This is a genomic window from Caldanaerobius polysaccharolyticus DSM 13641 (assembly GCF_000427425.1).
Classification (GTDB): Bacteria; Bacillota; Thermoanaerobacteria; order Thermoanaerobacterales; family Caldanaerobiaceae; genus Caldanaerobius; species Caldanaerobius polysaccharolyticus.
Genome location: NZ_KE386495.1, coordinates 710,557 through 734,783, shown reverse-complemented (window position 1 = coordinate 734,783; position 24,227 = coordinate 710,557). Strand labels below are relative to the sequence as shown.

26 protein-coding genes are annotated in these 24,227 nt (G+C 44.4%); 1 reads left to right on the top strand and 25 read right to left on the bottom strand.

The genetic code is table 11. The features are described from left to right. Position 1: 1 nt before the first annotated feature. The 17 genes from rpe to CALPO_RS0110025 form a co-directional block, all read right to left on the bottom strand. A complete protein-coding gene (gene rpe / locus CALPO_RS0110105; protein ID WP_026487211.1) occupies positions 2-652 on the bottom strand; it encodes a ribulose-phosphate 3-epimerase in 651 nt (216 codons plus the stop codon). Continuing rightward, entirely contained in the window at positions 652-1,533 is an 882-nt protein-coding gene (rsgA, locus tag CALPO_RS0110100; protein ID WP_026487210.1) for a ribosome small subunit-dependent GTPase A, read from the bottom strand. The genes rpe and rsgA overlap by 1 nt, the downstream gene beginning before the upstream one ends. Further along, positions 1,530-3,536, bottom strand: a complete 2,007-nt coding sequence (pknB, locus tag CALPO_RS0110095; protein WP_026487209.1) for a Stk1 family PASTA domain-containing Ser/Thr kinase — start codon at positions 3,534-3,536, stop codon at positions 1,530-1,532. The genes rsgA and pknB overlap by 4 nt, the downstream gene beginning before the upstream one ends. Positions 3,537-3,555: 19 nt before the next feature. Further along, positions 3,556-4,290, bottom strand: a complete 735-nt coding sequence (locus tag CALPO_RS0110090) for a Stp1/IreP family PP2C-type Ser/Thr phosphatase (RefSeq protein ID WP_026487208.1) — start codon at positions 4,288-4,290, stop codon at positions 3,556-3,558. A gap of 10 nt (positions 4,291-4,300) precedes the next feature. Then, positions 4,301-5,326 carry a 23S rRNA (adenine(2503)-C(2))-methyltransferase RlmN gene (gene rlmN, locus CALPO_RS0110085; protein ID WP_026487207.1) on the bottom strand — a complete coding sequence of 342 codons (1,026 nt, stop codon included), beginning with the start codon at positions 5,324-5,326 and terminating at the stop codon, positions 4,301-4,303. 15 nt (positions 5,327-5,341) lie between these two features. After that, on the bottom strand, positions 5,342-6,622 hold the full coding sequence (rsmB, locus tag CALPO_RS0110080; protein WP_026487206.1) for a 16S rRNA (cytosine(967)-C(5))-methyltransferase RsmB: 1,281 nt from the start codon (positions 6,620-6,622) through the stop codon (positions 5,342-5,344). Continuing rightward, positions 6,622-7,314: a zinc metallopeptidase gene (locus CALPO_RS0110075; RefSeq protein WP_026487205.1), complete on the bottom strand. Its 693-nt coding sequence runs from the start codon at positions 7,312-7,314 to the stop codon at positions 6,622-6,624. Before CALPO_RS0110075 ends, rsmB begins: the two co-directional genes overlap by 1 nt. A gap of 3 nt (positions 7,315-7,317) precedes the next feature. Then, positions 7,318-8,067 (bottom strand): DUF116 domain-containing protein, encoded by a 750-nt coding sequence (locus CALPO_RS0110070; protein WP_026487204.1) that lies wholly within the window; start codon positions 8,065-8,067, stop codon positions 7,318-7,320. Then, entirely contained in the window at positions 8,057-8,998 is a 942-nt protein-coding gene (gene fmt, locus CALPO_RS0110065; protein WP_026487203.1) for a methionyl-tRNA formyltransferase, read from the bottom strand. Before fmt ends, CALPO_RS0110070 begins: the two co-directional genes overlap by 11 nt. Further along, positions 8,995-9,477: a peptide deformylase gene (def, locus tag CALPO_RS0110060; RefSeq protein WP_026487202.1), complete on the bottom strand. Its 483-nt coding sequence runs from the start codon at positions 9,475-9,477 to the stop codon at positions 8,995-8,997. Before def ends, fmt begins: the two co-directional genes overlap by 4 nt. A 12-nt stretch (positions 9,478-9,489) precedes the next feature. Then, positions 9,490-11,709 carry a primosomal protein N' gene (priA, locus tag CALPO_RS0110055; protein WP_026487201.1) on the bottom strand — a complete coding sequence of 740 codons (2,220 nt, stop codon included), beginning with the start codon at positions 11,707-11,709 and terminating at the stop codon, positions 9,490-9,492. Positions 11,710-11,738: 29 nt separating this feature from the next. Next, positions 11,739-12,932 (bottom strand): bifunctional phosphopantothenoylcysteine decarboxylase/phosphopantothenate--cysteine ligase CoaBC, encoded by a 1,194-nt coding sequence (gene coaBC / locus CALPO_RS0110050; protein ID WP_026487200.1) that lies wholly within the window; start codon positions 12,930-12,932, stop codon positions 11,739-11,741. 21 nt (positions 12,933-12,953) lie between these two features. Continuing rightward, positions 12,954-13,160 carry a DNA-directed RNA polymerase subunit omega gene (rpoZ, locus tag CALPO_RS0110045; protein WP_026487199.1) on the bottom strand — a complete coding sequence of 69 codons (207 nt, stop codon included), beginning with the start codon at positions 13,158-13,160 and terminating at the stop codon, positions 12,954-12,956. Then, complete coding sequence (gene gmk / locus CALPO_RS0110040; protein WP_026487198.1) at positions 13,157-13,768, bottom strand: guanylate kinase; 612 nt, start codon at positions 13,766-13,768, stop codon at positions 13,157-13,159. Before gmk ends, rpoZ begins: the two co-directional genes overlap by 4 nt. 14 nt (positions 13,769-13,782) lie before the next feature. Further along, positions 13,783-14,082 carry an extracellular matrix/biofilm regulator RemA gene (gene remA / locus CALPO_RS0110035; protein ID WP_035172549.1) on the bottom strand — a complete coding sequence of 100 codons (300 nt, stop codon included), beginning with the start codon at positions 14,080-14,082 and terminating at the stop codon, positions 13,783-13,785. Positions 14,083-14,165: 83 nt separating this feature from the next. Next, positions 14,166-14,972 carry a diaminopimelate epimerase gene (gene dapF, locus CALPO_RS0110030; RefSeq protein WP_026487196.1) on the bottom strand — a complete coding sequence of 269 codons (807 nt, stop codon included), beginning with the start codon at positions 14,970-14,972 and terminating at the stop codon, positions 14,166-14,168. Between the two features lie 10 nt (positions 14,973-14,982). After that, positions 14,983-15,513, bottom strand: a complete 531-nt coding sequence (locus CALPO_RS0110025) for a Chromate resistance protein ChrB (RefSeq protein WP_245589939.1) — start codon at positions 15,511-15,513, stop codon at positions 14,983-14,985. 96 nt (positions 15,514-15,609) lie between these two features. Here CALPO_RS0110025 and CALPO_RS0110020 point away from each other — a divergent pair, with 96 nt between their 5' ends. Further along, positions 15,610-17,322: an Rqc2 family fibronectin-binding protein gene (locus tag CALPO_RS0110020; RefSeq protein WP_026487194.1), complete on the top strand. Its 1,713-nt coding sequence runs from the start codon at positions 15,610-15,612 to the stop codon at positions 17,320-17,322. Here the strand turns inward: CALPO_RS0110020 and CALPO_RS13775 are convergent. From CALPO_RS13775 to galT, 8 genes are all read right to left on the bottom strand, one after another. Beyond that, entirely contained in the window at positions 17,319-17,975 is a 657-nt protein-coding gene (locus CALPO_RS13775) for a TMEM165/GDT1 family protein (protein ID WP_035172548.1), read from the bottom strand. The genes CALPO_RS0110020 and CALPO_RS13775 overlap by 4 nt on opposite strands. Positions 17,976-18,149: 174 nt before the next feature. After that, positions 18,150-18,830, bottom strand: coding sequence for a 7-cyano-7-deazaguanine synthase QueC (queC, locus tag CALPO_RS0110010; protein WP_026487193.1), 681 nt, complete (start codon positions 18,828-18,830; stop codon positions 18,150-18,152). A 1-nt stretch (position 18,831) separates the two neighbouring features. Next, complete coding sequence (locus CALPO_RS0110005) at positions 18,832-19,467, bottom strand: radical SAM protein (protein ID WP_218915183.1); 636 nt, start codon at positions 19,465-19,467, stop codon at positions 18,832-18,834. After that, positions 19,454-19,834, bottom strand: a complete 381-nt coding sequence (queD, locus tag CALPO_RS0110000) for a 6-carboxytetrahydropterin synthase QueD (protein ID WP_026487191.1) — start codon at positions 19,832-19,834, stop codon at positions 19,454-19,456. Before queD ends, CALPO_RS0110005 begins: the two co-directional genes overlap by 14 nt. Positions 19,835-19,876: 42 nt before the next feature. Next, complete coding sequence (locus CALPO_RS0109995; protein ID WP_026487190.1) at positions 19,877-20,929, bottom strand: bis-aminopropyl spermidine synthase family protein; 1,053 nt, start codon at positions 20,927-20,929, stop codon at positions 19,877-19,879. A gap of 80 nt (positions 20,930-21,009) precedes the next feature. After that, on the bottom strand, positions 21,010-22,002 hold the full coding sequence (galE, locus tag CALPO_RS0109990) for a UDP-glucose 4-epimerase GalE (RefSeq protein WP_026487189.1): 993 nt from the start codon (positions 22,000-22,002) through the stop codon (positions 21,010-21,012). A gap of 16 nt (positions 22,003-22,018) precedes the next feature. Beyond that, a complete protein-coding gene (locus tag CALPO_RS0109985; RefSeq protein ID WP_322786104.1) occupies positions 22,019-23,182 on the bottom strand; it encodes a galactokinase in 1,164 nt (387 codons plus the stop codon). Then, entirely contained in the window at positions 23,179-24,168 is a 990-nt protein-coding gene (gene galT, locus CALPO_RS0109980; RefSeq protein WP_026487187.1) for a galactose-1-phosphate uridylyltransferase, read from the bottom strand. The genes CALPO_RS0109985 and galT overlap by 4 nt, the downstream gene beginning before the upstream one ends. Between the last annotated feature and the right edge of the window lie 59 nt (positions 24,169-24,227).

The window sequence follows — 24,227 nt, the reverse complement described above, 5'->3', positions numbered from 1 at the left end:
ATTACACCCCGCCTTTTAACATATACACTGTTTTTTCTACGTTTTCGCTTTTAAAAACACATGTTCCAGCTACTATTACATCCGCACCTGCGTCTATCACTTTTCTGACATTTTGAATGTCAATACCTCCGTCTACCTGAATTAAGAACTCTAATCCCCTTTTCTCTTTCAAAACTTTTAAATCCCTTACCTTCTCTAGCGTATATGGAATGAGCTTCTGTCCTCCAAAGCCGGGGTTTACGGTCATTATAAGCACCATATCGCATAAAGCCAAGGTGTAATCCAATACCGTTAAAGGAGTAGATGGATTCAAAGCCACAGAGGCTTTTATACCAGCGCTTTTAATCCGATTTAAAAGCCTATCCATATGGATGCAGGATTCTGCATGCACTGTTATATTGTAGACGCCCAGCCTGGCCAGTTCGTTGACATACGCATCAGGGTTATCCACCATCAGGTGCACGTCAAAAGGCAAAGATGTTTTGCCCACAATAGACTGTATTACAGGAATGCCAAAACTCAAATTGGGAACAAAATGGCCATCCATCACATCAATATGCAACATATCGGCACCGGCTTTTTCCACTTTTAAAATCTCCTCAAGGAGACAGGCAAAGTCGGCTGCCAGTATAGACGGCGATAATAATGGCATTAATCATATCTCCTTTCCTCTGCAGCTTTTACCTCTTCTTGAATGCGCGTGTAATTTTGGTATCGCTCATAACTTATCTCTCCTGCCTGTAAAGCTTCTTTAACCTTGCAGCCCGGTTCAAAAATGTGCAAACAATCCACAAAGCGGCATTGCCCTTGATAAGCTTTAAATTCAGGGTAACTCGCTGCTACCTCTGCCCTGGTCAAAAAGCTCAGATCTATTGCCCCAAAACCTGGTGTATCCAGTATATAACCACCGACTTTCAACTCAAGTAATTCTACGTGTTTTGTGGTATGCTTGCCCCTGTTAGCTTTGTAGCTTACATCCCCTGTCTTAAGATTTAGATCTGGCTGAATAGCGTTAAGCAGGGAAGACTTACCCACTCCCGATGGGCCTGCCATAGCGGATACCTTGCCCTTCATAGTCCCTATTAGTTCGCCTATCCCTGTTTTGTTTACCGTAGATGTAAAGACCACTTTATACCCAGCTTTAATGTAGATATTTCCATAGTAGCTGGCAACATCTTTTTCGTCTAGATCGATCTTATTTATGCAAATAACAGGACAAATACCACTGGTATGGCACATAAGCAGGAGCTTATCCACGTAAAGAAGGTTGGGATCAGGATTTGTCACAGAAAACACCGCGATGACCTGATCAATGTTGGCTACAGGAGGTCTAATCATAAAGTTGTCTCTAGGAAGAATTTCCTTTATAAAGCCTTCTCCTCTTTCATTTACCACGTCTATTTCTACCCGATCCCCTATCATCGGTATTATTTCATCTTTCCTGAACCTACCCCTGGCTCTACATGGGTAAACCCCGCTTTCGGTCTTAACGTAATACAAACCCCCAACGCCTTTTACAATTACGCCTTTCAACGAAAATCTACCTCTTGAGTACTCTGTAGTTTTCCATCAATGTAAAGCTGTAAAACCGCCTTGCCCTTTGCCGTAACAGGTATGCTAAGCGGGCTGTCCGTGTATTTATTCACACCGCTGTAAACCACAGTGGTCTTTTTCCCCTGAACCATAACCAATTGCACATTCATGGGCTTGTCAGATTGAGGCAAGGTTACTACTACATTTTTAGTAACAGCCTGTTGACCTTTGTTCTGGTTCTGCCCAGGCTGAGTCTGCTGGCCTGACTGCTGTTGCTGATTCTGAGTCTGCTGGTCTTGCGAGGGCTGCTGGGATTGTTGATCCGACGGAGTCTGTACCTGAGATGGCTTTTTGCTTACAACCAGGTCTATTGCCGTACCTATGTCCACCGACTGTCCGGGATCCACAGACTGCTTCAACACCACATTTTCCGGACCTGCATCTTCCTGGTATTGAACTTGTCCCAGCTGAAGCTGGTTGTTTTGCAATAGGTTTTTGGCAGCCTCCAAATCCAAGCCTACAAGCGAAGGCACTGCAGTCTTGTTGGGACCTTTGCTTACAGTCAACACCACAGTAGTACCTTTTTTGACCTCACCAGCATCCGGCGAAGGATACTGGGATATGACGATATTCGCAGGTCTGTCGTCGTATACGTATTTAACGCTGCTATTTAAACCTACGTTATCCAGTTTTATCTGGGCATCTCTGTAATCTATTCCCGTCACATCGGGTATTGTCACCATCTGCACTCCCTTGCTCACGTACAGTGTAATCACATAATCCTCTTTTACTTTGGTCCCTTGCTCAGGCTCTTGTTTAAACACCACGCCAGCGGGATACTGGTCATTGTACATCGTGATTTCCTTTTGTTTAAGGTGGTACTTTTGTAAAAGCGCTTTAGCGTCATCAGCTTTCATACCCACTAGATCAGGAACCGTCACTTCCTTGGCTCTCATTGAATTATTTAAATAGTAAACCCCCGCAGCAGATACGGCGCCCAGCGCAATGAGGACCAAAGCTAAAATGGCAATGCTCATAAAAACCTTTTTCAATACGCCTTTATCCTTACGCGTGTCCTGGTTTTTAGATTTTAGCGCGTCAGATATTCTCTCGTCCTTTATTTTTATTACCTTGGTGACATCGTCAGAAAAATTATCGTTAATATTTACAAAGTCGCCATAAGGATCCTTTAAAAAGCGCCCTAAATCCGTGAGAAGGTCTTCGGCGCTCTGGTATCTGGCATTTTGATCCTTTTGGGTGGCTTTCATTATTATCATGTTCAAAGCATGAGGTATAGACGGATTGATATTTTTTGGCTGAACGATCTCTTCCTGGATGTGTTTAAGTGCCACAGATATGGGGCTCTCCCCGTCAAAGGGCAATTTACCCGTAACCATCTCATACAGAACAATACCCAGCGAATACACATCGGATTTGGCGTCTATATATCCGCCTTTTGCCTGCTCAGGTGAAAAATACTGAGCCGTACCTATAATATTGCCGCTATAGGTCAAAGTAGTGTTGCCTCCAGCCCTGGCTATGCCAAAGTCCGTAACCTTCGCCCTGCCCTCATCTGTTACGATGATATTCTGCGGCTTTATATCCCTGTGCACAACTCCTCTCTTATGGGCGTGATCCAGGGCAGAAGCTACCTGCCTTGCTATGTCCACAGCATAATCCACAGGCAGCGGACCATTGCTTTCTTTTATGATCTTTTTTAACGTCTTTCCATTGACGTACTCCATCACTATATAATATATCCCGTCGTCGCATCCTACGTCATATATGCTCACTATGTTGGGATGGGATAAACTTGCCGCAGCCTGAGATTCTCTCTTAAACCTCTTGACAAAATCTTCATCATTGGCGTACTCCGGGCGCAATACCTTTATGGCTACATACCTATTTAATAAATTACATCTGGCCTTGTAGACAATCCCCATGCCGCCTTCCCCTATTTTCTCCAAAATCTCATACCTGTTTCCCAGCAACCTCCCTATCAACTTTTTCACCTCCTATCTGCTAAGATTCCACCTTCGTGATAACCACAGTGATGTTATCATAGCCTCCCCTAGCATTAGCTGCCTTAACCAGCTCTTCACAGGCCATCTCCGGCTCTTTATCGTAAATTATATCCAAAATTTCCTGGTCAGTGAGCATACTAGTCAATCCATCGGTGCAGAGCAAAATTATATCACCAGGGTTTACATGGTCAAAGGCAATATCTATTTCTATGTCGTCCTCTGTCCCCAGCGCCCTTGTTATTATATTCCTCTGGGGATGCACCCTCGCTTCATTCTCCGTTATACTTCCCTGGCGTATCAGTTCTGCCACCAGGGAATGATCGTTGGATATCTGCTTGATCTCCCCGTCCCTTACCAGATATGCCCTGCTGTCACCTATATGGCCCAAAAAGTACTTGCCGTTCTCGATGAGCAGTAAAGTCAAGGTAGTTCCCATGCCATTCATGCTCTTATTCAGCATTGCTCTTTTAAATACCTCTAAATTCCCCTGCACTATAGCCTCTTTTATAAAATTAACTATGTCACAATCCCTCTTGTTGATTTTTTTATAGTTCTCTTCAAAGTAATCCGCTACGGACTTAATAGCGAGGCTGCTGGCTATTTCACCGGCATTGTGCCCTCCCATACCGTCTGCTACTATAAACAGCTTCAGTTCATCATCGTTTTTGATATAATACCCGTCTTCGTTATTCTCACGGGTATTTCCCACATCGGTTTTCCCCACAGCTTTCATAAGTCTCACCTCACTTACCGCTTACATAGCTACGCCTGAGCTGGCCACATGCCGCTTTTATATCGCTACCCAGTTCTCTCCTCACAGTGGTACTAATACCCCTTATCTGAAGAGCTCTGGCGAATTCATTTACCCTTTCTTCGCTGGGACGCAAAAACTGGTCTTTTACGTTGTTTACAGGTATCAGGTTTACGTGGCACAGTATTTCTTTTAAAAGCTTAGCCAACTCAACTGCGTGGTGGATAGAATCATTTAATCCCCTTATAAGAGCGTATTCAAACGTAACCCTTCTGTTGGTCCTCAGCACGTAGTATTTACACGCTTGTAATACGTCTTTGATACCGTACTTTTTGTTAATGGGCATCAGCTGTGACCTTATCTCGTCGTTAGGTGCGTGAAGCGAAACGGCTAGGTTCACCTGAAGCCCTTCTTCCGCCAATTTCAGGATTCCAGGTACGATACCACAGGTGGAAACGGTAATATGCCTCTGTCCTATATTCAATCCCCTTTCGATGTTAATGCACCTTATAAATTTTAACACCTCTGCGTAATTGTCCATAGGTTCTCCGCTTCCCATGAGTACCACTCTAGACATTTTACGCCCCGTATCCCTTTGGGCGGCAAGTATTTGCTCAACCATTTCCCCTGAGGTGAGATTGCGTTCTATGCCATCTACCGTAGACGCACAAAAAGCACAACCCATTCTGCACCCTACCTGTGTAGAAATGCACTGTGTGTACCCAAATCGGTACTTTATGACGACGCTCTCAATTACGTTTTTGTCCTTCAGCTTAAAGAGGTACTTTATCGTCTCTTTATCCTTTGAGAGCTGCTTCTTTACCACAGAAAGCCTGCCTATATAAGCGATCTCCCTCAATTTGTCCTTTAATTCATTGGAAAACACCGTGACTTCCGAAATATCCTGAATGCCCTTATATAGCCAGTCAAACATCTGTTTTGCCCTATAAGAAGGCTCCCCGATCTTTTTAAAGAGATCTTCCAATTCTTGAATACTAAGGTCATAAAGATCTATCATAATAATCCTCCAATTTTATTTTCGCCTTAAACAGGATATGAAAAATCCATCAAGGCCATGAATATGTGGATACAAGGCCAAAGACGACTCCAGCTGAAAATCCCGGTTTTCCAGCAGAAACATATTGACCTGCTCCTCATTTTCCCTCCGGGTAATAGTACACGTACTGTACACCAACAGACCACCTTTTTTCACATACCTCGAGGCGTTATACAAAATCCTATGCTGTACATTCACCAACTCCGATTCGTCCTCAGAGTTCCTGTACCACTTTATATCAGGCTTTTTGCGTATAACCCCATATCCTGTACACGGCGCATCCACCAGTACCCTATCAGCTTTGTCCACCATATCCCAATCCAAAACCTGCGCATCATAAAGCTGTGGCTTGACAATAGTCACACCTAATCTCTTGCAGTTTCTGAGGATTAAATCAACTCTGTGCTGGTAAATATCCCTGGCCACTACAGTGCCTTTATTATCCATAAGCTGGGCTATATGGGTAGCTTTTCCTCCAGGAGCCCCACAGACATCTATTATAAATTCCCCTGGCTTAGGGTCAAGCATATGGGACACCAACATAGAGCTCTCGCCTTGCACGTGGAAAAGGCCATCCTTATAAGAGTTTAATTTATCGATTCTTTTTACGCCATGCACGTAAATGGCCTCCGCAGCGTATTTTCCTCTCTTGGTTTCAAAACCTTCGTTTTCTAAAATCGCCGTAAGCTCTTCATCCGAAGTCTTAAGCGTGTTTACCCTTATGCATGTCTCAGCCTTGCGATTGTTGGCATCCAAAAAATCTCGTACAAACTGATAATCATAATCCTTCAAGAATCTTTCAACCATCCACTCAGGGTGAGAGTATTTAAGCGCCAGATATTTCACAGGCTGAAGGCTCTCCTCAGGGAATTCAACTCCGTTTCTCAGATACGACCTTATAATGGCGTTTACAAATTTTGAAAGCCCTATACCGCAGTGCTTTTTAGCCAACTCCACGGCCTGATCACAGGCCGCCGATGGCGGGATTTTATCCAGGTACATAATCTGATACAACCCCATCCTGAGCACATTTAGCGCGCGGATGTCAGGTTTTGATCTCTTACTAGACAAAGATGAAATCACATAATCAAGGGTATTCCTGCGCTCTACTACCCCGTATACCAATTCTGTAGCCAGTGCCCTATCCCTAGGATCCAACGGCGTTTTATTGAGGTACTTTTTAAGGGCTATATCAGCGTAAGATCGATTTTTTTCTATATCCATTAAAACCTTAAAGGCCAACTCCCTGGCATCCATTAATCTTCTCTACCCCTGATAGCTAAAAGCCTTAAAAGCTGCGCTATAGCCATAATCGTAGCAGCAACATACGTCATAGCAGCTGCACCCAACACTGACCTTATTGGACTCAATTCGCTTTGCGCGACAAAGCCTTCGTTGCTCAACATCGCCAGCGCTCTTCTGCTGGCATTAAATTCTACAGGAAGTGTGACGATCTGGAACAAAACCGCGCCTATGAAAAACAGTATGCCTATATTTATCAAAGAAGGCAAACCCAAAATTATACCTGCTATGACAAAAATCCATGTAAGATTAGAACCCAGATTAGCCACAGGTACAAGGGAATTCCTTATAGCAAGAGGGGCATAACCCTCAGCGTGTTGAAGGGCATGACCTGTCTCGTGAGCAGCTACCCCTATAGCTGCAATCGAATTGCTGGCATAAACATCCTCGGATAACCTCAAGACCCTCTCCCTCGGATCATAGTGATCTGTCAAGCTGCCGGGTATCATCTGAACCGCCACATCGTATAGGCCATTTCTGTCCAATAGCCTTCTGGCTACTTCAGCGCCCGTAAAACCATAGCTGTTGGGTACATCAAGATACCTGGCAAAAGTGCTCTGGACTTTGGCCTGAGCGTAAAGGGCAAAAATGAGAGCCGGCAGAACGTATACAACGTAAGTGTAATCAAACCCATAGAAAAAAGGCATATCTCATTCCTCCTCTAAAAAGAATTTAACAGCATCTTCCACCGCCGCGAGGTCAACGGTGGTATCAAAGCACGGCCCATTGGGCCTGATGTTTAACACCCCTAACACGGGCACAGTGTTGACGTCCTGTATGCCGCTGGAAAGATCTCTCTCGCACGCTATAGCTACTATAGCTTTAGGTTTAAACTCTACGACTTTTTTTCTCGCAACAGTTCCCCCTGTAGCTATAGTCAAATTGACACCATACCTTCGGGAGATATCCAGTAAACCTGAAACCGTACACTTTCCGCATCGGGCGCAATTGTTTACATCGACGGTTATCCTCCTCCCACATCCTGACCACTGAAGGCAATGAGGTGCCAGAATGAGCACTTCCTCAGGTTTCACATTAACCCTGTGGGATCTTACAAGGCTGTTGTTTATCTCCGCATAAGACGCCTGAATCTTTTCTGTATTTAGTTTTAACAGCCTGCATACGGGAATAGCCATAGCAAATATCACACTTAAAAGCCTACTGGCAAAACTTGCTAACTGCAAACCAGGACTTTTTACCAGCGCCAGCGCTAGAAGTGACAGAACGATGAAAAAAGATAGCATAATGGCAAACAGCATTGCCACTATAACCTTCATCACTGTCCTGTAGACCTGAAGATCACCTACAAATAAGATGTACAGCAAAACTGCTCCTATCGCTCCAAATGCCAGCGCTATCCCCGCTGCAATGCCAAATAAAACCCTTTTTTTAGCTAACATCGCCCATTGACTTTCCTTCCTCTACGCGATGGCCCCGCAAATACTCCATATAAGACATTCTCCTCGAATTAGGTGCCTGCAATTCCTGTATGCTCACGCATCCTTCTCCACACCGCACGATAAAACCCTTTTTCTCATCAGCCATCATCACCTCTCCAGGCTTTCCCTCTTTAGAACATTGTACTACCTGAGCCCTCCATATTTTGAGCACCTGGCCACCATAGCGGGTGTAGGCTCCAGGCCACGGGTTTGTACCTCTTATCAGGTTTACGATGTCCACTGCTCTCTTGGTCCAGTCGATACGCCCCGTGTCTTTATCTAGCGCAGGTGCATAGGTACTACTGTTGTCATCTTGAGGAACCCTTACGGCCTTGCCTTGCTCTATCAATCGCAGCGTATCGCATAGCACCTTAGCACCTACATCTTTTAATCTATCGTGCAAAGAACCGGCTGTATCGTTCTCGCCTATATCTACAACCTCCTGAAGTATAATATCCCCTGTATCCAATCCCGTATCCATGTACATGGTGGTTATACCCGTATGTTTTTCGCCGTTTATTATAGCCCAATTTATGGGCGCAGCACCCCTGTATTTGGGAAGCAATGATGCATGGACGTTGATACAGCCGTAACGAGGTATATCCAGCACCTCTTTACGCAATATTTTACCATAGGCTACTACCACAATCAAATCTGGCTTTATATCTTTAAGAAGGCTTAAGAATTCCTCATTGCCTTTGAGCTTTTCTGGTTGAACCACTTTTACACCGTACCTTAACGCTTCTTCTTTTACCGGAGGGGGCTTAAGCTTATGTCCTCGGCCCTGGGGCCTATCGGGTTGAGTGACGACAAGGGCTAAGTCGGTATTCTCTGCTACCACTCTCAAGGAGGGTACCGCAAAATCCGGAGTTCCCATAAAAACCGTCTTCATGATCGCTTCACTTCTTTATCCTGCTCATTTTTGTCCACAAACCTTATCACCTTATCTATGAACAACACCCCATCCAGGTGATCCAGCTCATGGCATATAGCCCTCGCCAAAAGATCCTCTCCTGCCACATTTATATTATTGCCGAATCTGTCTTGAGCATTGACCTTTACCTTTTTGGGCCTTTTGACCTCCCCCAGGACATCGGGAATGCTCAAACACCCTTCCACTTCTATTTGCTCTCCTTCCTGTTCTACTATCACAGGGTTTATCAACTCAATAAGGCCATCTCCCGTATCTATAACCACCACTCTCTTTAACACCCCTACCTGAGGAGCCGCAAGGCCCACTCCATTGGCCTGGTACATCGTCTCTGCCATATCGCTTAAAAGCTGCATTAACCTCTCGTCAAATTTTTCCACTTTTTTTGATTTCTTCCTCAAGATCTCATCATTGTATTTCCTGATATTTCTTATAGCCAACCCGTATTCCTCCTATGCCAGTGTTACATAATTTATATCGTAAGAAACCAAGATATCCTTGCTGCCTATCTCTTTTATCCTGTCGTAACTAAGGCTTATAACGCGCCTTAATTTATCGCCATGCCTGCTTTTTAACACAATATTCCACCGGTATCTGTCTTTCAGCTTGTGAAGCAAAGCAGGCACCGGCGCAAATACTTCCACACTGCCATCGTTGCACACATTTATTATATCATATAACAGCTTAGAATTCTCCATCACAATTTCATCGTCAAGGCCTGAAAGGGTAAAGACCGCCAGCTCTGAAAAAGGAGGGTAGCCTGTTTTTTCTCGAAATGCTATCTCCTTTCTATAGAATCCTTCGTAGTCATGGTCTCTTGCGCATAGAATAGCGTAATGATCCGGGTAATAGGTTTGAACAATAACCCTTCCAACGCCATCACCTCTGCCCGCTCTTCCCGCTACCTGGGTGATCAGCTGAAACGTTCGCTCAGAGGCGTTATAATCCGGAAAATTCAATGCTGTATCCGCCGTTATAACGCCCACCAGCGAGACCCCTGGGAAATCCAACCCTTTGGATATCATCTGGGTTCCTATAAGGACATCTGCCTCTCTGTTTTTAAACGCGTTATAAATCCTCTCAAAAGAGCCTTTTCTTCTCGTGGTGTCTACATCCATTCTGAGAACCCTGATTTCAGGAAAAAGCCTTTTGATCTCTTTTTCCACCCTTTCTGTGCCTATGCCAAAATATCTAATGCTTTTCTGCCCACAGGAAGGGCATACAGAAGGCACATCCTCGCTGTAACCGCAGTAATGACAGCGAAGCTTTCCCTCCACGTGGTATGTCATGGATATGTTGCAATGAGGGCATTTCATCACAAAACCGCACATCCTGCAGGACACAAAGGTATAATAACCTCTTCTGTTCAAAAAAAGTATCATCTGCTCACGCTTCGCAAGAGCCCTTTTTATCTCCTGATAAAGCGCTCTGCTAAAAATAGAGCGATTGCCAGCCATCAGTTCCTGCCTCATATCCACGATTTGCACACAAGGCATATTATTACTATTGATCCTTTTTTTCAACTCAAGCAGCTTAAACTGCCCTTGCTGCGCCCTGTAATAACTTAAAACAGAAGGCGTTGCAGATGCCAGTACCAGCACGGCGCCTTCCATCTCACATCTCTTTTCTGCCACCTCACGGGCATCGTATTTGGGCCTCATATCCGACTGCTTATAAGTGTTTTCGTGTTCCTCGTCCACAATCACCAGGCCAAGGTTTTTAAAGGGGGCGAACACACCGCTTCTCACCCCTATAACTATTTTTACCTTTCCATCCCTTATTTTTTTCCACTGGTCGGCGCGCTCGCCCTCCGAAAGCCTGCTGTGTAAGACAGCTACGGCGTCATTAAACCTGCTTTTAAAGCGCTCTATGGTCTGAGGCGTCAGGGATATCTCAGGGACCAGGACTATGGCATCCTTGCCTTTTTCAATATTGTACTCTATCGCCTGCAGGAAAACCTCAGTCTTGCCACTGCCTGTCACCCCGTGCAAAAGATACTTACCGCTGCCGGCATCCAACCCCTTTTTGATCTCATCCAGCGCCATGCGCTGCTCAGCGGTCAGCTTTAACTTCCCGGATAAGCTGCAGCGATACGATGTGTACGGGTTTTTGTCTACGTCTCCATAAAAGATGTCTACAAGCCCCATTTCCTTTAAGCGCTTTAATACGGAATAGTCGGCACCCGTCGCCTTTATAACCTGCGAAGCCGCTAAAGGATGCAGCTTATTTTTTAAAAGTTCACTTAAAACGGCTACCTGCCTGGTATTTCTGCTATTTGAAGATATAAATCGCACCACCTCATCCTCGGACACCCTTAACGTAATCATCATGCGAGCTGTTTCCATGGACTTACTTGAGCCGACAGGCATTATACACTTTAAAGCCTCTACCAAATGGCAAAGATACCTTTCTTTCATCCAATGAGCCAAAACCAGCTGTTTGCCCGTCAACACCGGCTTGGAATCTATGAGCTTTACGACGCTTTTAAGCTTTGATATGTGGATTTCGCTGGTCTCTTTTATACCCACCACAAAACCCTCTATGAGCCTTCTATTAAAATCCACTACCACCCTCATACCTGGTTGCAATTCCATGTCCTCGGGGACAATGTAATCGTAGATTTTATCCACGCTGGATGAATTGATATCAATTATGACCTCAGCGAACCTCAAGTGATTTCCCCCTAATTAAAAATGGCCAGTTACCTGACCATTAAATCTACTGCCAAATCCAGTATCATATGGGATAGCTCTCCTTTATCCATTAAAGGAAAGCTCTTAACATCTCCATCCCTTGTCATCACATTGACTATGTTCGTATCTACCTCAAAACCCGCTCCAGGTTGGGTCACATCGTTGACCACGATCATGTCCAGATTTTTTTCCCTCAGCTTTTTGCCTGCGTTAAGCATCACATCATTGGTTTCCGCAGCGAACCCGATAAGCACCTGTTTGCCTTTCCTAAATCCCAGTTCTTTTAATATATCAGGGTTTTTACCCAGATGTACCACCATATCCTCATCGGACTTTTTTATCTTGACCTCACTGTACTCCATAGGTCTGTAATCAGCTACCGCTGCGGCCATTATTACGGCATCTACATTATCGAAGTGTTTCAACACGCTTCTCATCATTTCCTCAGCGGTATTTATCCTCTCCAACATCACTCCTGACGGCGGGCTTATAGATACAGGTCCTGACACTAACACCACTTCTGCCCCTCTATCCCTTGCAGCTTTCGCCAGCGCATAACCCATTTTGCCAGAGGAATAATTGGATATGTACCTTACAGGGTCAATGGGCTCCCTGGTAGGACCTGCGGTAACCAGTATCCTCTTACCTGCCAGGTCCTTTTTGATGAAGAGGGATCTCACGCAATCCACAATGTCCTTAATATCCGCCAGCCTCCCCTGACCTCTGTCGCCGCAGGCCAATTCCCCTGATTCAGGCTGGACAAAGTGATAACCGTTTTGCTTTAGCACATCTATATTGTGTTGAGTAATGGGATTGGTGTACATGTTGACGTTCATAGCCGGCGCCACGACCACAGGAGCCCTGGTGGCCATGACGGTCGTGGTCAGCATGTCGTCGGCAATACCCGCCGCCATCTTGCCTATGACATTAGCTGTGGCTGGCGCGATCAAAAACACATCAGCCCATTTAGCCAAAGATATATGTTCAATTTCCCAGGCCACAGGCTCTTCAAACATATCTACAGCTACAGGGTTATTTGAAAGGGTCTGAAATGTCAGCGGCGTTATAAAGCGGGTAGCAGATGCCGTCATGATGACCTTGACCAGTGCTCTTTCCTTGACTAGCGCTCTTGTGATCTCTGCAGCTTTATACGCCGCGATACTCCCTGTCACACCGAGGACGACTTTTTTGCCTTTTAACATAACATCATCCCTACAAAAAGATTATTTTATACCTACTTTAGTCCGTTCAAAAGATACCTTGCCCTGATCTATCTCGTTTATAGCTATGACCACAGGATTATCTGAGTCCGTATTCACCAATTTCTTATCTCCCATAACCAGCTGCCTTGCCCTTTTGGCCACCAATACAGCCAAGGTATACTTGTCCTCGGCTTTTTCCAAAAGGTCGTTTATCGGCGGATAAATCACAGTAACCCCTCCCTTATGCTCAGATAGTACTCTTTATTCCTATTCACTTTGCACTTCTCAGCTATTATTATTGCCTGAATTTTTTTTATCGCCTGCTCAACATCGTCGTTTATGACAGCGTAATCGTATTTAGATATATAATTCAGCTCTTCGTACGCCGATTTAAATCTCTTCATTATCTCCTCTTCTGATTCTGTCCCACGCTTGACTATCCTATTTTTCAGCTCTTCCATAGATGGCGGGAGTATAAAAATAAAAACACCTTCAGGGAATTTTTCTTTGACCTTTAACGCGCCTTGTATATCGATTTCCAGTATCACATCATACCCTTCTTTTAAACACCGCTCTACATAATCCCTGGGCGTTCCATAATAATTTCCGTATACCTTTGCCCATTCCAACAGCTCATCATCTTCCACCATTTTGTTAAACTGATCCTCATCTACAAAGAAGTAATTCTTCCCATTTACTTCTCCTTTTCTAGGCTTTCGAGTGGTCACAGATACGCTTAACCTGTAATTATCGCTTTTCTCGCAAAGTTCCCTGCACAGCGTTCCTTTACCTGCCCCTGAAGGACCTGATAACACGATCAACAGCCCATTTTCCATTAAACCCTCTCACCTCATTCTTCCTCATCGGGCTCATCCAGAATATTCTCGTCCAAGCCAAAATCCTTGGAATTCAAGCGATTGGCCACTGTCTCCGGCTGCACCGCTGCCAATATCACGTGGTCGCTATCAGTAATTATTACCGCCCTCGTCCTCCTCCCATAAGTAGCATCTATAAGCATACCCCTATCCCTGGCATCCTGAATTATCCTCTTAATAGGCGCGGACTCAGGACTCACTATGGCCACCAATTTATTGGCAGAAATGATGTTCCCGAAACCAATATTGATAAGCCTGATATTAGAACAATTCATAAACCAACCTCCCGCTCACCCAGCGCATGGCGAATTAATTTATATTCAATTTATATTAATTCTATACAAAAATCGAATAATTATCAAGCTAATTTTACTATACCATCAAAAATTATTTCCGCAGGCCCAGACATGTACACACACCCATCGTCCATCCACTCCACACCCAGATCTCCTCCCGCAAGATGAGCGGTCACGCGCCGCTCAACCTTTCCGCTCCTGCAAGCAGCCACAGCACTGGCGCAGGTACCAGTGCCGCATGCCAAGGTCAATCCCACTCCTCTCTCCCATGTCCTCACCCATAAACTGTCCCTAGACACCACCTTGACGAAATTCACATTGGTGCCCTGGGGAAACAATTTATGGCGCTCAATTAAAGGGCCGTATTCCACTATATCATCCACCAAGATGTCATCTACAAATATAACTACATGAGGTACGCCCATGTTCACATAGGTAATATAAAAAGACCTGTCTTTTACATCCAACTTAAAATCAATTAGCGTATCGTCAAATACAGGATTGCCCATATTGACAGTAACCGATTTCACCATACCGTTCTCCACTTCAAGCATGGGTACAACCACGCCAGCCAGCGTTTCCACCCTGAACTTATCTTTATTCAAAACATTCCTCTCGTATACGTACTTTGAAAAACACCTTATGCCATTGCCGCACATCTCAGCTTCACTGCCATCAGCATTGAATATGCGCATCTTTATGTCAGCAACCTCTGATCGGCATACGACAATGAGGCCATCCGCTCCTATTCCAAAATGCCTGTCGCACAGCCTTCGCGCCATAGCTGCATAATCTTTTGTGCCCTCTATTTCGGTTTCCTGCACTACGACAAAGTCGTTTCCAGTACCCTGCATTTTCGTAAATTTCATATCAATACACCTAACTTTCTTCAGTATTATATACTCGCTGCGCAAACTCTTCAAGCAATTTTTTACACTGCTCCAGCATTCCTTCTACCTGACCTTTCTTGCTGGCCCCAAATAGATCCCTCTTTACCACCTTACAAAACCAATTACACAGTTTTTCCAACTCATCTTCATTTTCTTCCAATTCAGCGTATGTAAAATTCTCGTTCTTTGTCTCTTTTTCAATCTCCGCGTAAAAATCATTGCACTTATCAGCAATCTCTTCGTATTCCCTGTCCCTCAGCTCATTGTATTGATTTATTAATTTGCTTTCGGTTTTTTCATCGAACTGCTCTACTATAAAATGCCAGAACTCGCCACCGTATTTTTGCATATCCTTTTCAATATCTAAAATCCCCTCTGAATTTTGTTGAGTATAAGGCAGAATACAAACCGATTGTTGAATATATAAACCCCCTAAGCCCTTTAACTTCCTCCAGGCATACACGCGGGCTGTAGAGGGCTCAGGAGGCACTTTATAAACTACCAGCAACCACTTCATCATAATTCACCGACCTACATTACTTATTTTATCTTTAAAAGCGCGTTGTTGTCAATGAAGTGATTTTAATATATAATCTGTCTTATGCGAGGTGATTTTATGGCTTTAGACGGCATTACCCTTTACTGCCTAAAAAGCGAACTAAATGAATTAATAGGAGGCAAGATCGAAAAGATATATCAGCCTGAAAGCGAAACAATATGGATCTCTGTAAGAAACAACAAAAAAAATTACAAGCTGGTGATATCGTCAAACGCTAGTAGCGCCAGAATTCACTTGACAGGACAAGAATTTGAAAATCCTGTAACACCTCCTCCCTTTTGCATGTCTCTGAGAAAACACCTCTTAGCAGGCATAATACACGGCATACGTCAGGAGGGTTTTGACAGGATCCTTTATATAGATGTAAAGACAAAGACAGAGCTGGAAGATCCCATCGTTTTAACGCTCACCGTAGAAATCATGGGCAAGCACAGCAACATAATACTGTGCGATCAGGATATGACCATCATATCCTGTATAAAAAATGTAACCCAGGACATGAGCAGAAGGGTGATATTGCCAGGGGTTAAATACCAGCTTCCCCCTACTCCTGAGAAAGTGCCACCTGACTCCGTGGAACTAAACCAATTGGAGGAGCTTATAAAACGATGTAAAGATGTTTCGACCTTTTTCACCGATAACATCCAGGGAATAAGCCCTCTGGTGTCCAGGGAAATCCTGTTCAGGGCCGGAATAGAAAACATAGGTACTGCTGACTTAAAACTTTTATACAGTGTATTTAAAGGTATAATTGAGGGAGTGAAGGCAAACAGATATAATCCATGCCTCGCCATTGACAGCAAAACAGGGATGTACAAAGATTTTTCTTGCATAGATTTGACCCATCTGGCAGGTAAATGTGAGCTTAAAAATTTTGACAGCGTAAACAGCCTTTTAGACGAGTACTACACGGTTTTTACAAAGCAGTCTAGATTAAAGCAGCTTTCATCAGACCTCAAAAAGATCATCGACACCAATCTGGACAGATGCTACAAGAAATTAAAAATCCAGCAAGAAGATCTTGCAGAGGCAGAAGACAGGGAGAAATACAGGCTATACGGTGAACTCATCACGGCCAACCTGTACAACCTGAAAAAAGGCCAGCAATGCGCTGACCTGTACAACTATTACGACGGAAATACCATTAGCATCCCCATGGATCCCTCACTGACCCCTGCCGAAAACGCCCAGAGGTACTACAAGCGATACAATAAACTAAAGAGCGCATACAATATGCTCTTAGATCAGATTGAAGAAAACAAAAAAGAGATAGACTACCTGGAAAGCCAGCTCACAAATATCCAACAGGCAGAGAATGAATCAGATCTCTTGGATATAAAAGCCGAGCTCATCAGAGAGGGGTATATAAAAAACAACACCGGAAAAAAAGAAATGACATACCGTTCAAAACCAAGGCATTACAGGCACAACGGCTTTGACATATACGTGGGCAAAAACAACATGCAAAACGACTATCTGACTTTGCGTTTTGCCAGAACAGAAGACCTTTGGTTGCACACTAGCAAGGTACACGGCTCTCACGTGATAATAAAGGCATATGGCAAAGAGGTGCCTCCTGAAACCCTGGAGGCCGCTGCGAGGCTAGCGGCCTATTACAGCAAGGCAAGGGAGTCCAGCAAAGTACCTGTAGACTACACCTTGAGAAAATATGTAAAAAAGCCTAACGGCGCCAAGCCAGGCATGGTTATATACGAAAACTATAAAACCATATTGGTAAACCCCGAGATTGAGGATTTAGAGGAGACCTAATGCTTTTCCAGGTCTTTTTCTCTTTTCATTACGTATATTATCGCGCCCATTAGCACCGCCAGAAATACCATTACACCGATGGTAATAGCGTTATATCCCATAGCCTCATAAAGGGTGGCAAATCCAAACAGTATAAAAATACCAGCAGAGACGATTTTTATTAAGCCCTCAGATACCTTCCTAGAAAGGTAATCGCCTATCACTATACCGATACCGTCCGCTATAAGCATACCCAGCGTCGTTCCAATCAGCACGTGTACAGGGCTATGGTATCTAGCTGCAAGGGCAACCGTGGCTAGCTGGGTCTTATCGCCCATCTCCGCTACAAAAAAAGCCAAAGCGACGGTAAAAACGGGCCCATACCTCGTCTTTACTTTGTCCTCTCCTTCCAGCTTATCACCCCTTAATGTCCACAGCCCGAAAAACATAAAAGACAGCGCCGCAACTATCTGAACTATCGAAACAGGTATTACTTCTGCAAGGTATGTGCCTACCACAACAGCCAGGGCGTGGTTTAGAACCGTAGCGATAAATACACCTGTTAATACGCTCAAAGCGCTGTACCTTGTAGCAAAAGCCATGGACAAAAGCTGCGTTTTATCTCCCATTTCCGCAACTACCACCATAAATAAAGCTGTTAAAAATGCATCCATCGTCCTTGTCCTCCTTTAGTTATTCTTAGCAAAATAATAAGACCTATGTATAGCACACCGCTATACATAGGTCTCGCTTTTTAAGACAAAGCCAGGTCTAAAACCAGCATGTTGACTTTGTCGCGTCTCCGCAAGCTACTCCCCTATGTTCTAGGTAACATTTTATCAAACACATCAAATACTGTCAACGTCAATTTCATATTCCAGAGGATCCTTTAACCCCGCTTCTTTAAATCCCTTCAGCCTGAGCCTGCAGCTGTCACATATCCCGCAAGCCTTTTCTCCTCCTTTATAACACGTGGTGGTCAGATGAAGGGGCGCACCGTTTTCATAGGCTAGCTTTATGGTTTGAGCTTTTGATAGATTTATCAACGGCGTGATTATTTTTATAGGTTTCCCTTCAACACCGGCTTTTGTCCCCACATCGATCACTTTTTGAAACGCTTCTATAAATTCGGGCCTGCAATCAGGGTATCCGCTGTAGTCTACTGAGCTAACCCCTATATATATGGCTTCAGCCCCTACGACCTCTGCATAACCTACAGCGTAGCTGAGAAAAATGATATTCCTGGCTGGAACATACGTCACAGGTATCTCAGAGCTGTCTCCTTTATAGTCCGGGACTTCTATAGAAAGGTCAGTAAGCGCACTCCCTCCTACATTGTCCATCTTCACTATCTGGTGGTGCTTTACCCCGTAATACTCCGCTACTTTTCTCGCCGACTGCAATTCCCGGGAATGCCTCTGGCCGTAATCAAAAGACAGGGGATATAGTTCATATCCATCGCGATGTGCTACTGACATACATGTGGTACTGTCCAATCCCCCCGACAACAATACTACTGCTTTTTTCATATTAAACACCTCTAATAGTAGGATTCCATATGTACTTGTGCAACTGAAGCTGGAACCTGACGCTGTCAAGCCTATCCTCTATAATCCAGCTCGCTATCTGGTCTGGCTCTATGGCTTTGTACACCGGCGAAAAAATTATGACACCTTTCTTGTAATACTTTTTTATAACCTCTTTAGACCAGATATAGTCTTCTCTATTGCCTATGACAAACTTTATCTCATCATGATTTCTCAAGCGATCAAAATTGCTGTAATCCATGGCGTCAGAAAAGCCTGAAGAGGGCACCTTTACGTCCATTACAAACCTGTGATTTATAGGCAATCTAAACCGCGACAGGTCTATAGAGCCATTGGTCTCAATGGAAACCTCATATTCCTCCAGCATATCTATGAGCTTCTGTACGTCACTTTGCAGCAAAGGCTCACCGCCTGTTATGCACACTCTCTTTACCCCTTTTTTCACCACTTCGCCGTAAACCTGCTCTGCTGTCATCAGCACGCCTTCATCGTAGGCGTATCTGGTGTCGCAGTAAGAGCACCTGAGATTGCACCCGGTAAGCCTTACAAAAACAGTAAGATAACCTGCAGATGAGCTTTCACCCTGTATACTGGTAAAGATCTCATTAACCCTCAACATCGTCCATGTCCTCTTTTGTCAATGTAGCATAACTGGTAGGGGTCTCCCATAATGTCAATTGATAGAGCTGAAACCTTTCTGACTTTAATCTTTTATATAACTGCTTCCACATCCAAAGTAGCATATTTTCACATGTAGTATTAAAATCAAAAAGCTCATTGAGGTACTGGTGATCCAGCTTTTCAATAATGCATTCGTTCACCGTAGACTTTAAAAGGTTAAAATCTACCACAATACCGTCATCGTCCGGTACGCCGCTTACCGTCACTTCCAGCCTATAAGTATGCCCGTGAAGCCTTTCGCACTTGCCGTGATAATTGAGGAGATTATGGGCGCTATCAAATTCAAACACTTTTGTAACCTTCACAGCACATCACCCCTTAAAACCCAGGGCGGACCGCCCGTAAATTTAAACTATAGACTCTCTGTCCACATACAACTGGCGGGTATCGCTGACATCGTCATTGGCGGTATCAGGAATCCCCACCGTTTCTACCCTGTACATACTTGAACAGTACCATATATTAGAAGGCCTTTGCTTCAAAAAAGGTAAACGGCCTTTAAAATTCTCAGGTAAATAATCCCAGTTCATATAATGATTAAAATTATGGATAATGTCGGTTATAACCACATGGCACTCAGCGAGCAATGCCGCCTGAAGCTCATACCATTTGTTAAAAGAAGCTTCTGCTGAAGTTACACCAAAATAACCGGCACACCTTACGCCCTTTAAAGAAGCAATACCTCGCTTAACAAAAAGCTTTAAAGCCTCCAACGTATCCGGAGGATCGGTAATAAAGGTATCAAATTTGCCCACGTATTCATCAGGTAATTTTTTGCTCAAATCGTATATTCTCGTCTCTATAGGGAGATTGTATTTTAAGGCCACATCGTCTATAAACCTTACTATCCTCTCATCCACTTCCAACACAGTAACGCGAGCCGGTAACCCGGACAGCGCAGCAGCTATGCTGACGAGGTCATCATCTCCTAAAATTATTATATCCTTGCCATCGAGGTCACCTCTATCGGCCATCAAGGCTATTCTCGCCACAGCGGTTTCTTCCGTAACATACCCCTGGTCGTACTCCGCCACCGGTACCGGCCTTCCGCAGGTTATCTCTTTAAACTTTAGAAGCAGCGACTTAAAATCGCCCAATTGTATTCCTCTGCCACCGCAATTAGAACATATATGATCACTTATCGGCTTTATGTTATGGTTTTTCACAAATTCCCTGCCTCGCTGGCTAATCGCCAAATAGCCCCTATCAGTTAACTCCACGAGCTTTTCATCTATAAGCACCTCTAACGTCTCCACAACCACAACAAAAGGTTCATTAGACAGGCGAATTAGCTCATAAAAATCACCTGTGCAACACAAGGCCGACATAATATTCTCAATGTCCCTGACCGTGGTATTTACACCTGTACGCTCTTTAACTTTTTGCGCTATATGCTGCATCGAACACCTCCTGAAAAGCAGTCCGCCCTGTGAAAACAATAAACCCTATAACCTATAATATTATAGTTAAAACCTCTGTGTCAAGGTTTATCAACATCGTATCCATCGGGATGAGCCGAGTGCCATTTCCACGCCGTGTCAATTATTGTCTCCAGTGAGCTGTACTTTGGCTCCCAATTCAAAACCTCTTTGGCTTTTTTATCAGAAGCGACGAGAATTGACGGATCTCCTGGACGCCTTTTACCTACCTCATAGCGAATATTCCTGCCCACAACCTTTTGGGCTTTATCTATCACTTCCTTTACAGAAAATCCCATACCGTTTCCGAGATTAAACACATCGCTTTTGCCTTTTTGTTGAATGTATTTCAAAGCCAGCAAGTGTGCTTCACACAGGTCCAGGACGTGGATGTAATCCCTTATACATGTGCCATCAGGGGTATCGTAGTCGTCACCGTAAATCACCACCTTATCCCTTTTGCCCAGCGCCACCTGAAGCACAATAGGTATAAGATGAGTCTCTGGCTGATGATCCTCGCCTATAACGCCATCGCAATGAGCGCCAGCCACATTAAAATAGCGAAGGGACACGTACTTCAACCCATAGGCCATATCAGCCCATTTCAACATTTTCTCTATGGCGAGCTTTGTCTCACCGTAAGGATTGGTAGGAACTGTGGGATCTTCCTCCATTATAGGGATATTCTTAGGCTCTCCGTATACCGCGGCTGTTGAAGAAAAGACCAATTTCTTTACACCATGCTTTATCATGGCCTCGACCAGGCACATGGTCCCATATACGTTGTTGAAATAGTATTTAAGGGGATTTTCCATGCTTTCCCCTACCAGGGAAGCAGCGGCAAAATGGATAACGGCTTCCACGTCATTTTCCGCAAAGATCCTATCCAAAAGTTCTTTGTCCCTCAAATCCCCTTGGTAAAATTTCGCTCCCATTACCGCCGCCCTGTGACCTTTCTCAAGATTATCCAATACGACGACGTCAAACCCTTTTTGCGAAAGCAGGTAGACCATATGGCTTCCTATGTAACCTGCTCCTCCTGTAACCAGTATCATTTGAATCCACCCCTTTTTATAAATTAATCTCCCGCACTCCATCCCCTACTTCAAACACGTAGAAATCGGCTTTAAGTCCCGTCTTCCTGGTATAGTTTTCTCCAACCTTTGTCTTAAATTCTTCGATATTAGCTCTATGTATTATCGTAACAGTGCACCCGCCAAAACCAGCGCCGGTCATCCTGGACCCCAGCACTCCCTCGATCTTCAAAGCTTCCTCCACCAAAGTATCCAGCTCAACGCCCGTAACCTCATACAAATCTCTAAGGGACTCATGGGACTGCGTCATCAGCCTGCCAAATGACTTAAGGTCGCCTTTCTCCAGCACATCAATAGAACTTAAGACCCTCTCATCTTCGTAAACCACGTGCTCAACCCTTTTTCTGACGATATCGTCCTCAATGAGATACTTATGCTTTTCAAATTCCTCTACGCTCACCTCACCCAGGCACTTTACGTCAAGCGCCTTTTTAAGAGCCTGCAATCCTTCTTCACACTGGCTTCTCCTTTCATTGTACTTTGAATCCGCAAGCCCTCTCTTTTTATTGGTGTTGGATATAAGTATCCTGTAGTCGCCGAGGTTTAAAGGCACATACTTATACTCCATTGTCATGGTATTGAGAAATAACCCATGGTCTTTCCTGGCCATACTTGATGCAAACTGATCCATGATACCGCAATTAACGCCTATGTACTTATTTTCAGCCCTTTGCCCTATAAAGGCCAGTTCCACCTTATCTATAGGTTTATCGTTAAACATACTGTATACTGCAATCCCCGTGGCGCACTCAATGGCCGCAGAAGAAGAAAGTCCCGCGCCATGGGGCACCGTATCGCAAAACAGCATTTCACAGCCGCCCACATTGTATCCGGCTTTTAAAAGCTCGTGGATTACTCCCAGCTGATAATTGCCCCACTCAATATCCTTATAACTCTCTAAGTCATCCAGGCTCGCCTCTACCACTTTTTTAATGTCGGTGGCATAAAGTAAAACCTTTTTATCATCCCTTTTTCTTATCAACACAGTAGTTCCCACGTTCAATCCCACAGGGAACACATATCCCCCGTTGTAATCGGTATGCTCGCCTATAAGGTTTACCCTCCCTGGCGAAAAAAACGCCCTGACTTCTCTGCCGTTGTCAGTGAAAACATCGTAAAACTCCTTTAAAAGAAAATTCATCGCGATACCCTCCCCATTTTCTCTTTAAACTTCTCGTAAGCCCTTCTAAGCTCCTCAGCTTTCTCCTCAGGTGATGTGGTATTACACGGCGCCCAGGCTCCTGTCTCACTGGAAGCGTTGAACTTTTGCTTATCTCTAGACCTCATGGGCGGATAAAACTCCACGTGAAAATGGTAACAATCCGAAAAATCCTCCTCACCGTTAACAGGAAGCTGATGCATGCACATCATGTATGGGAATTTATAATCAAATAGCGCATCCAATGTGCCCGTAGTATACTTTAAAATCTCTGCAAATGCTTGTCTCTCTTCAGGTGTAAACTCATCTATTGTCCCCACATGTCGCTTTGCCGATATAAACACGCCGTAGGGATATTCGGTAAAAAAGGGAAGATACGTTACAAAATGATCGTTCTCCATTATTATCCTCTTTTTAAAATCGTATTCTTCCTCGGTAATCCTGCATATCAGGCACTGGCCTGTATCCTCGTAATGCCTGCGAGATAACTCAAGTTCGCGCTTTATCTTGAGAGGTACCCAAGAATAGCCGTATATCTGGCCATGGGGATGGGGCATTGTCACGCCCACGACTTCACCTCGGTTCTCGAAAATAAATATATACTTAATGCGCTCGTCGCGCTTCAACGCGGTGAATCGCTCACTCCAGAGATCAACCAATTTTTTGATATGCTCCACTTCCAGCTCGGGAAGGGTTATGGTATGATTAGGTGAATAGAGGATCACCTCGCACTTGCCATACGCAGGCGATACTTTATACAGTGACGTTTCCACGTCGTCAGGCGCAGGGGGATTTTGCATAAGAGCAGGAAAATCATTGTCATACTCCAACACGTCGTAGCCATCAGGTACCCTGCCAGAGCCTGGACAAAAAGGACACCAATCTTTGGGCATCTGAGGCCTTTCCTGCCTGTGAGATGCGATCATCACCCAATCCCCCAGTAATGGGTTCCAGCGAAGTTCAGCCATTGCTAAAACACCTCTTTATTAAATTAATAAACAATCATTGCACTTCTAGTTTAACAAAA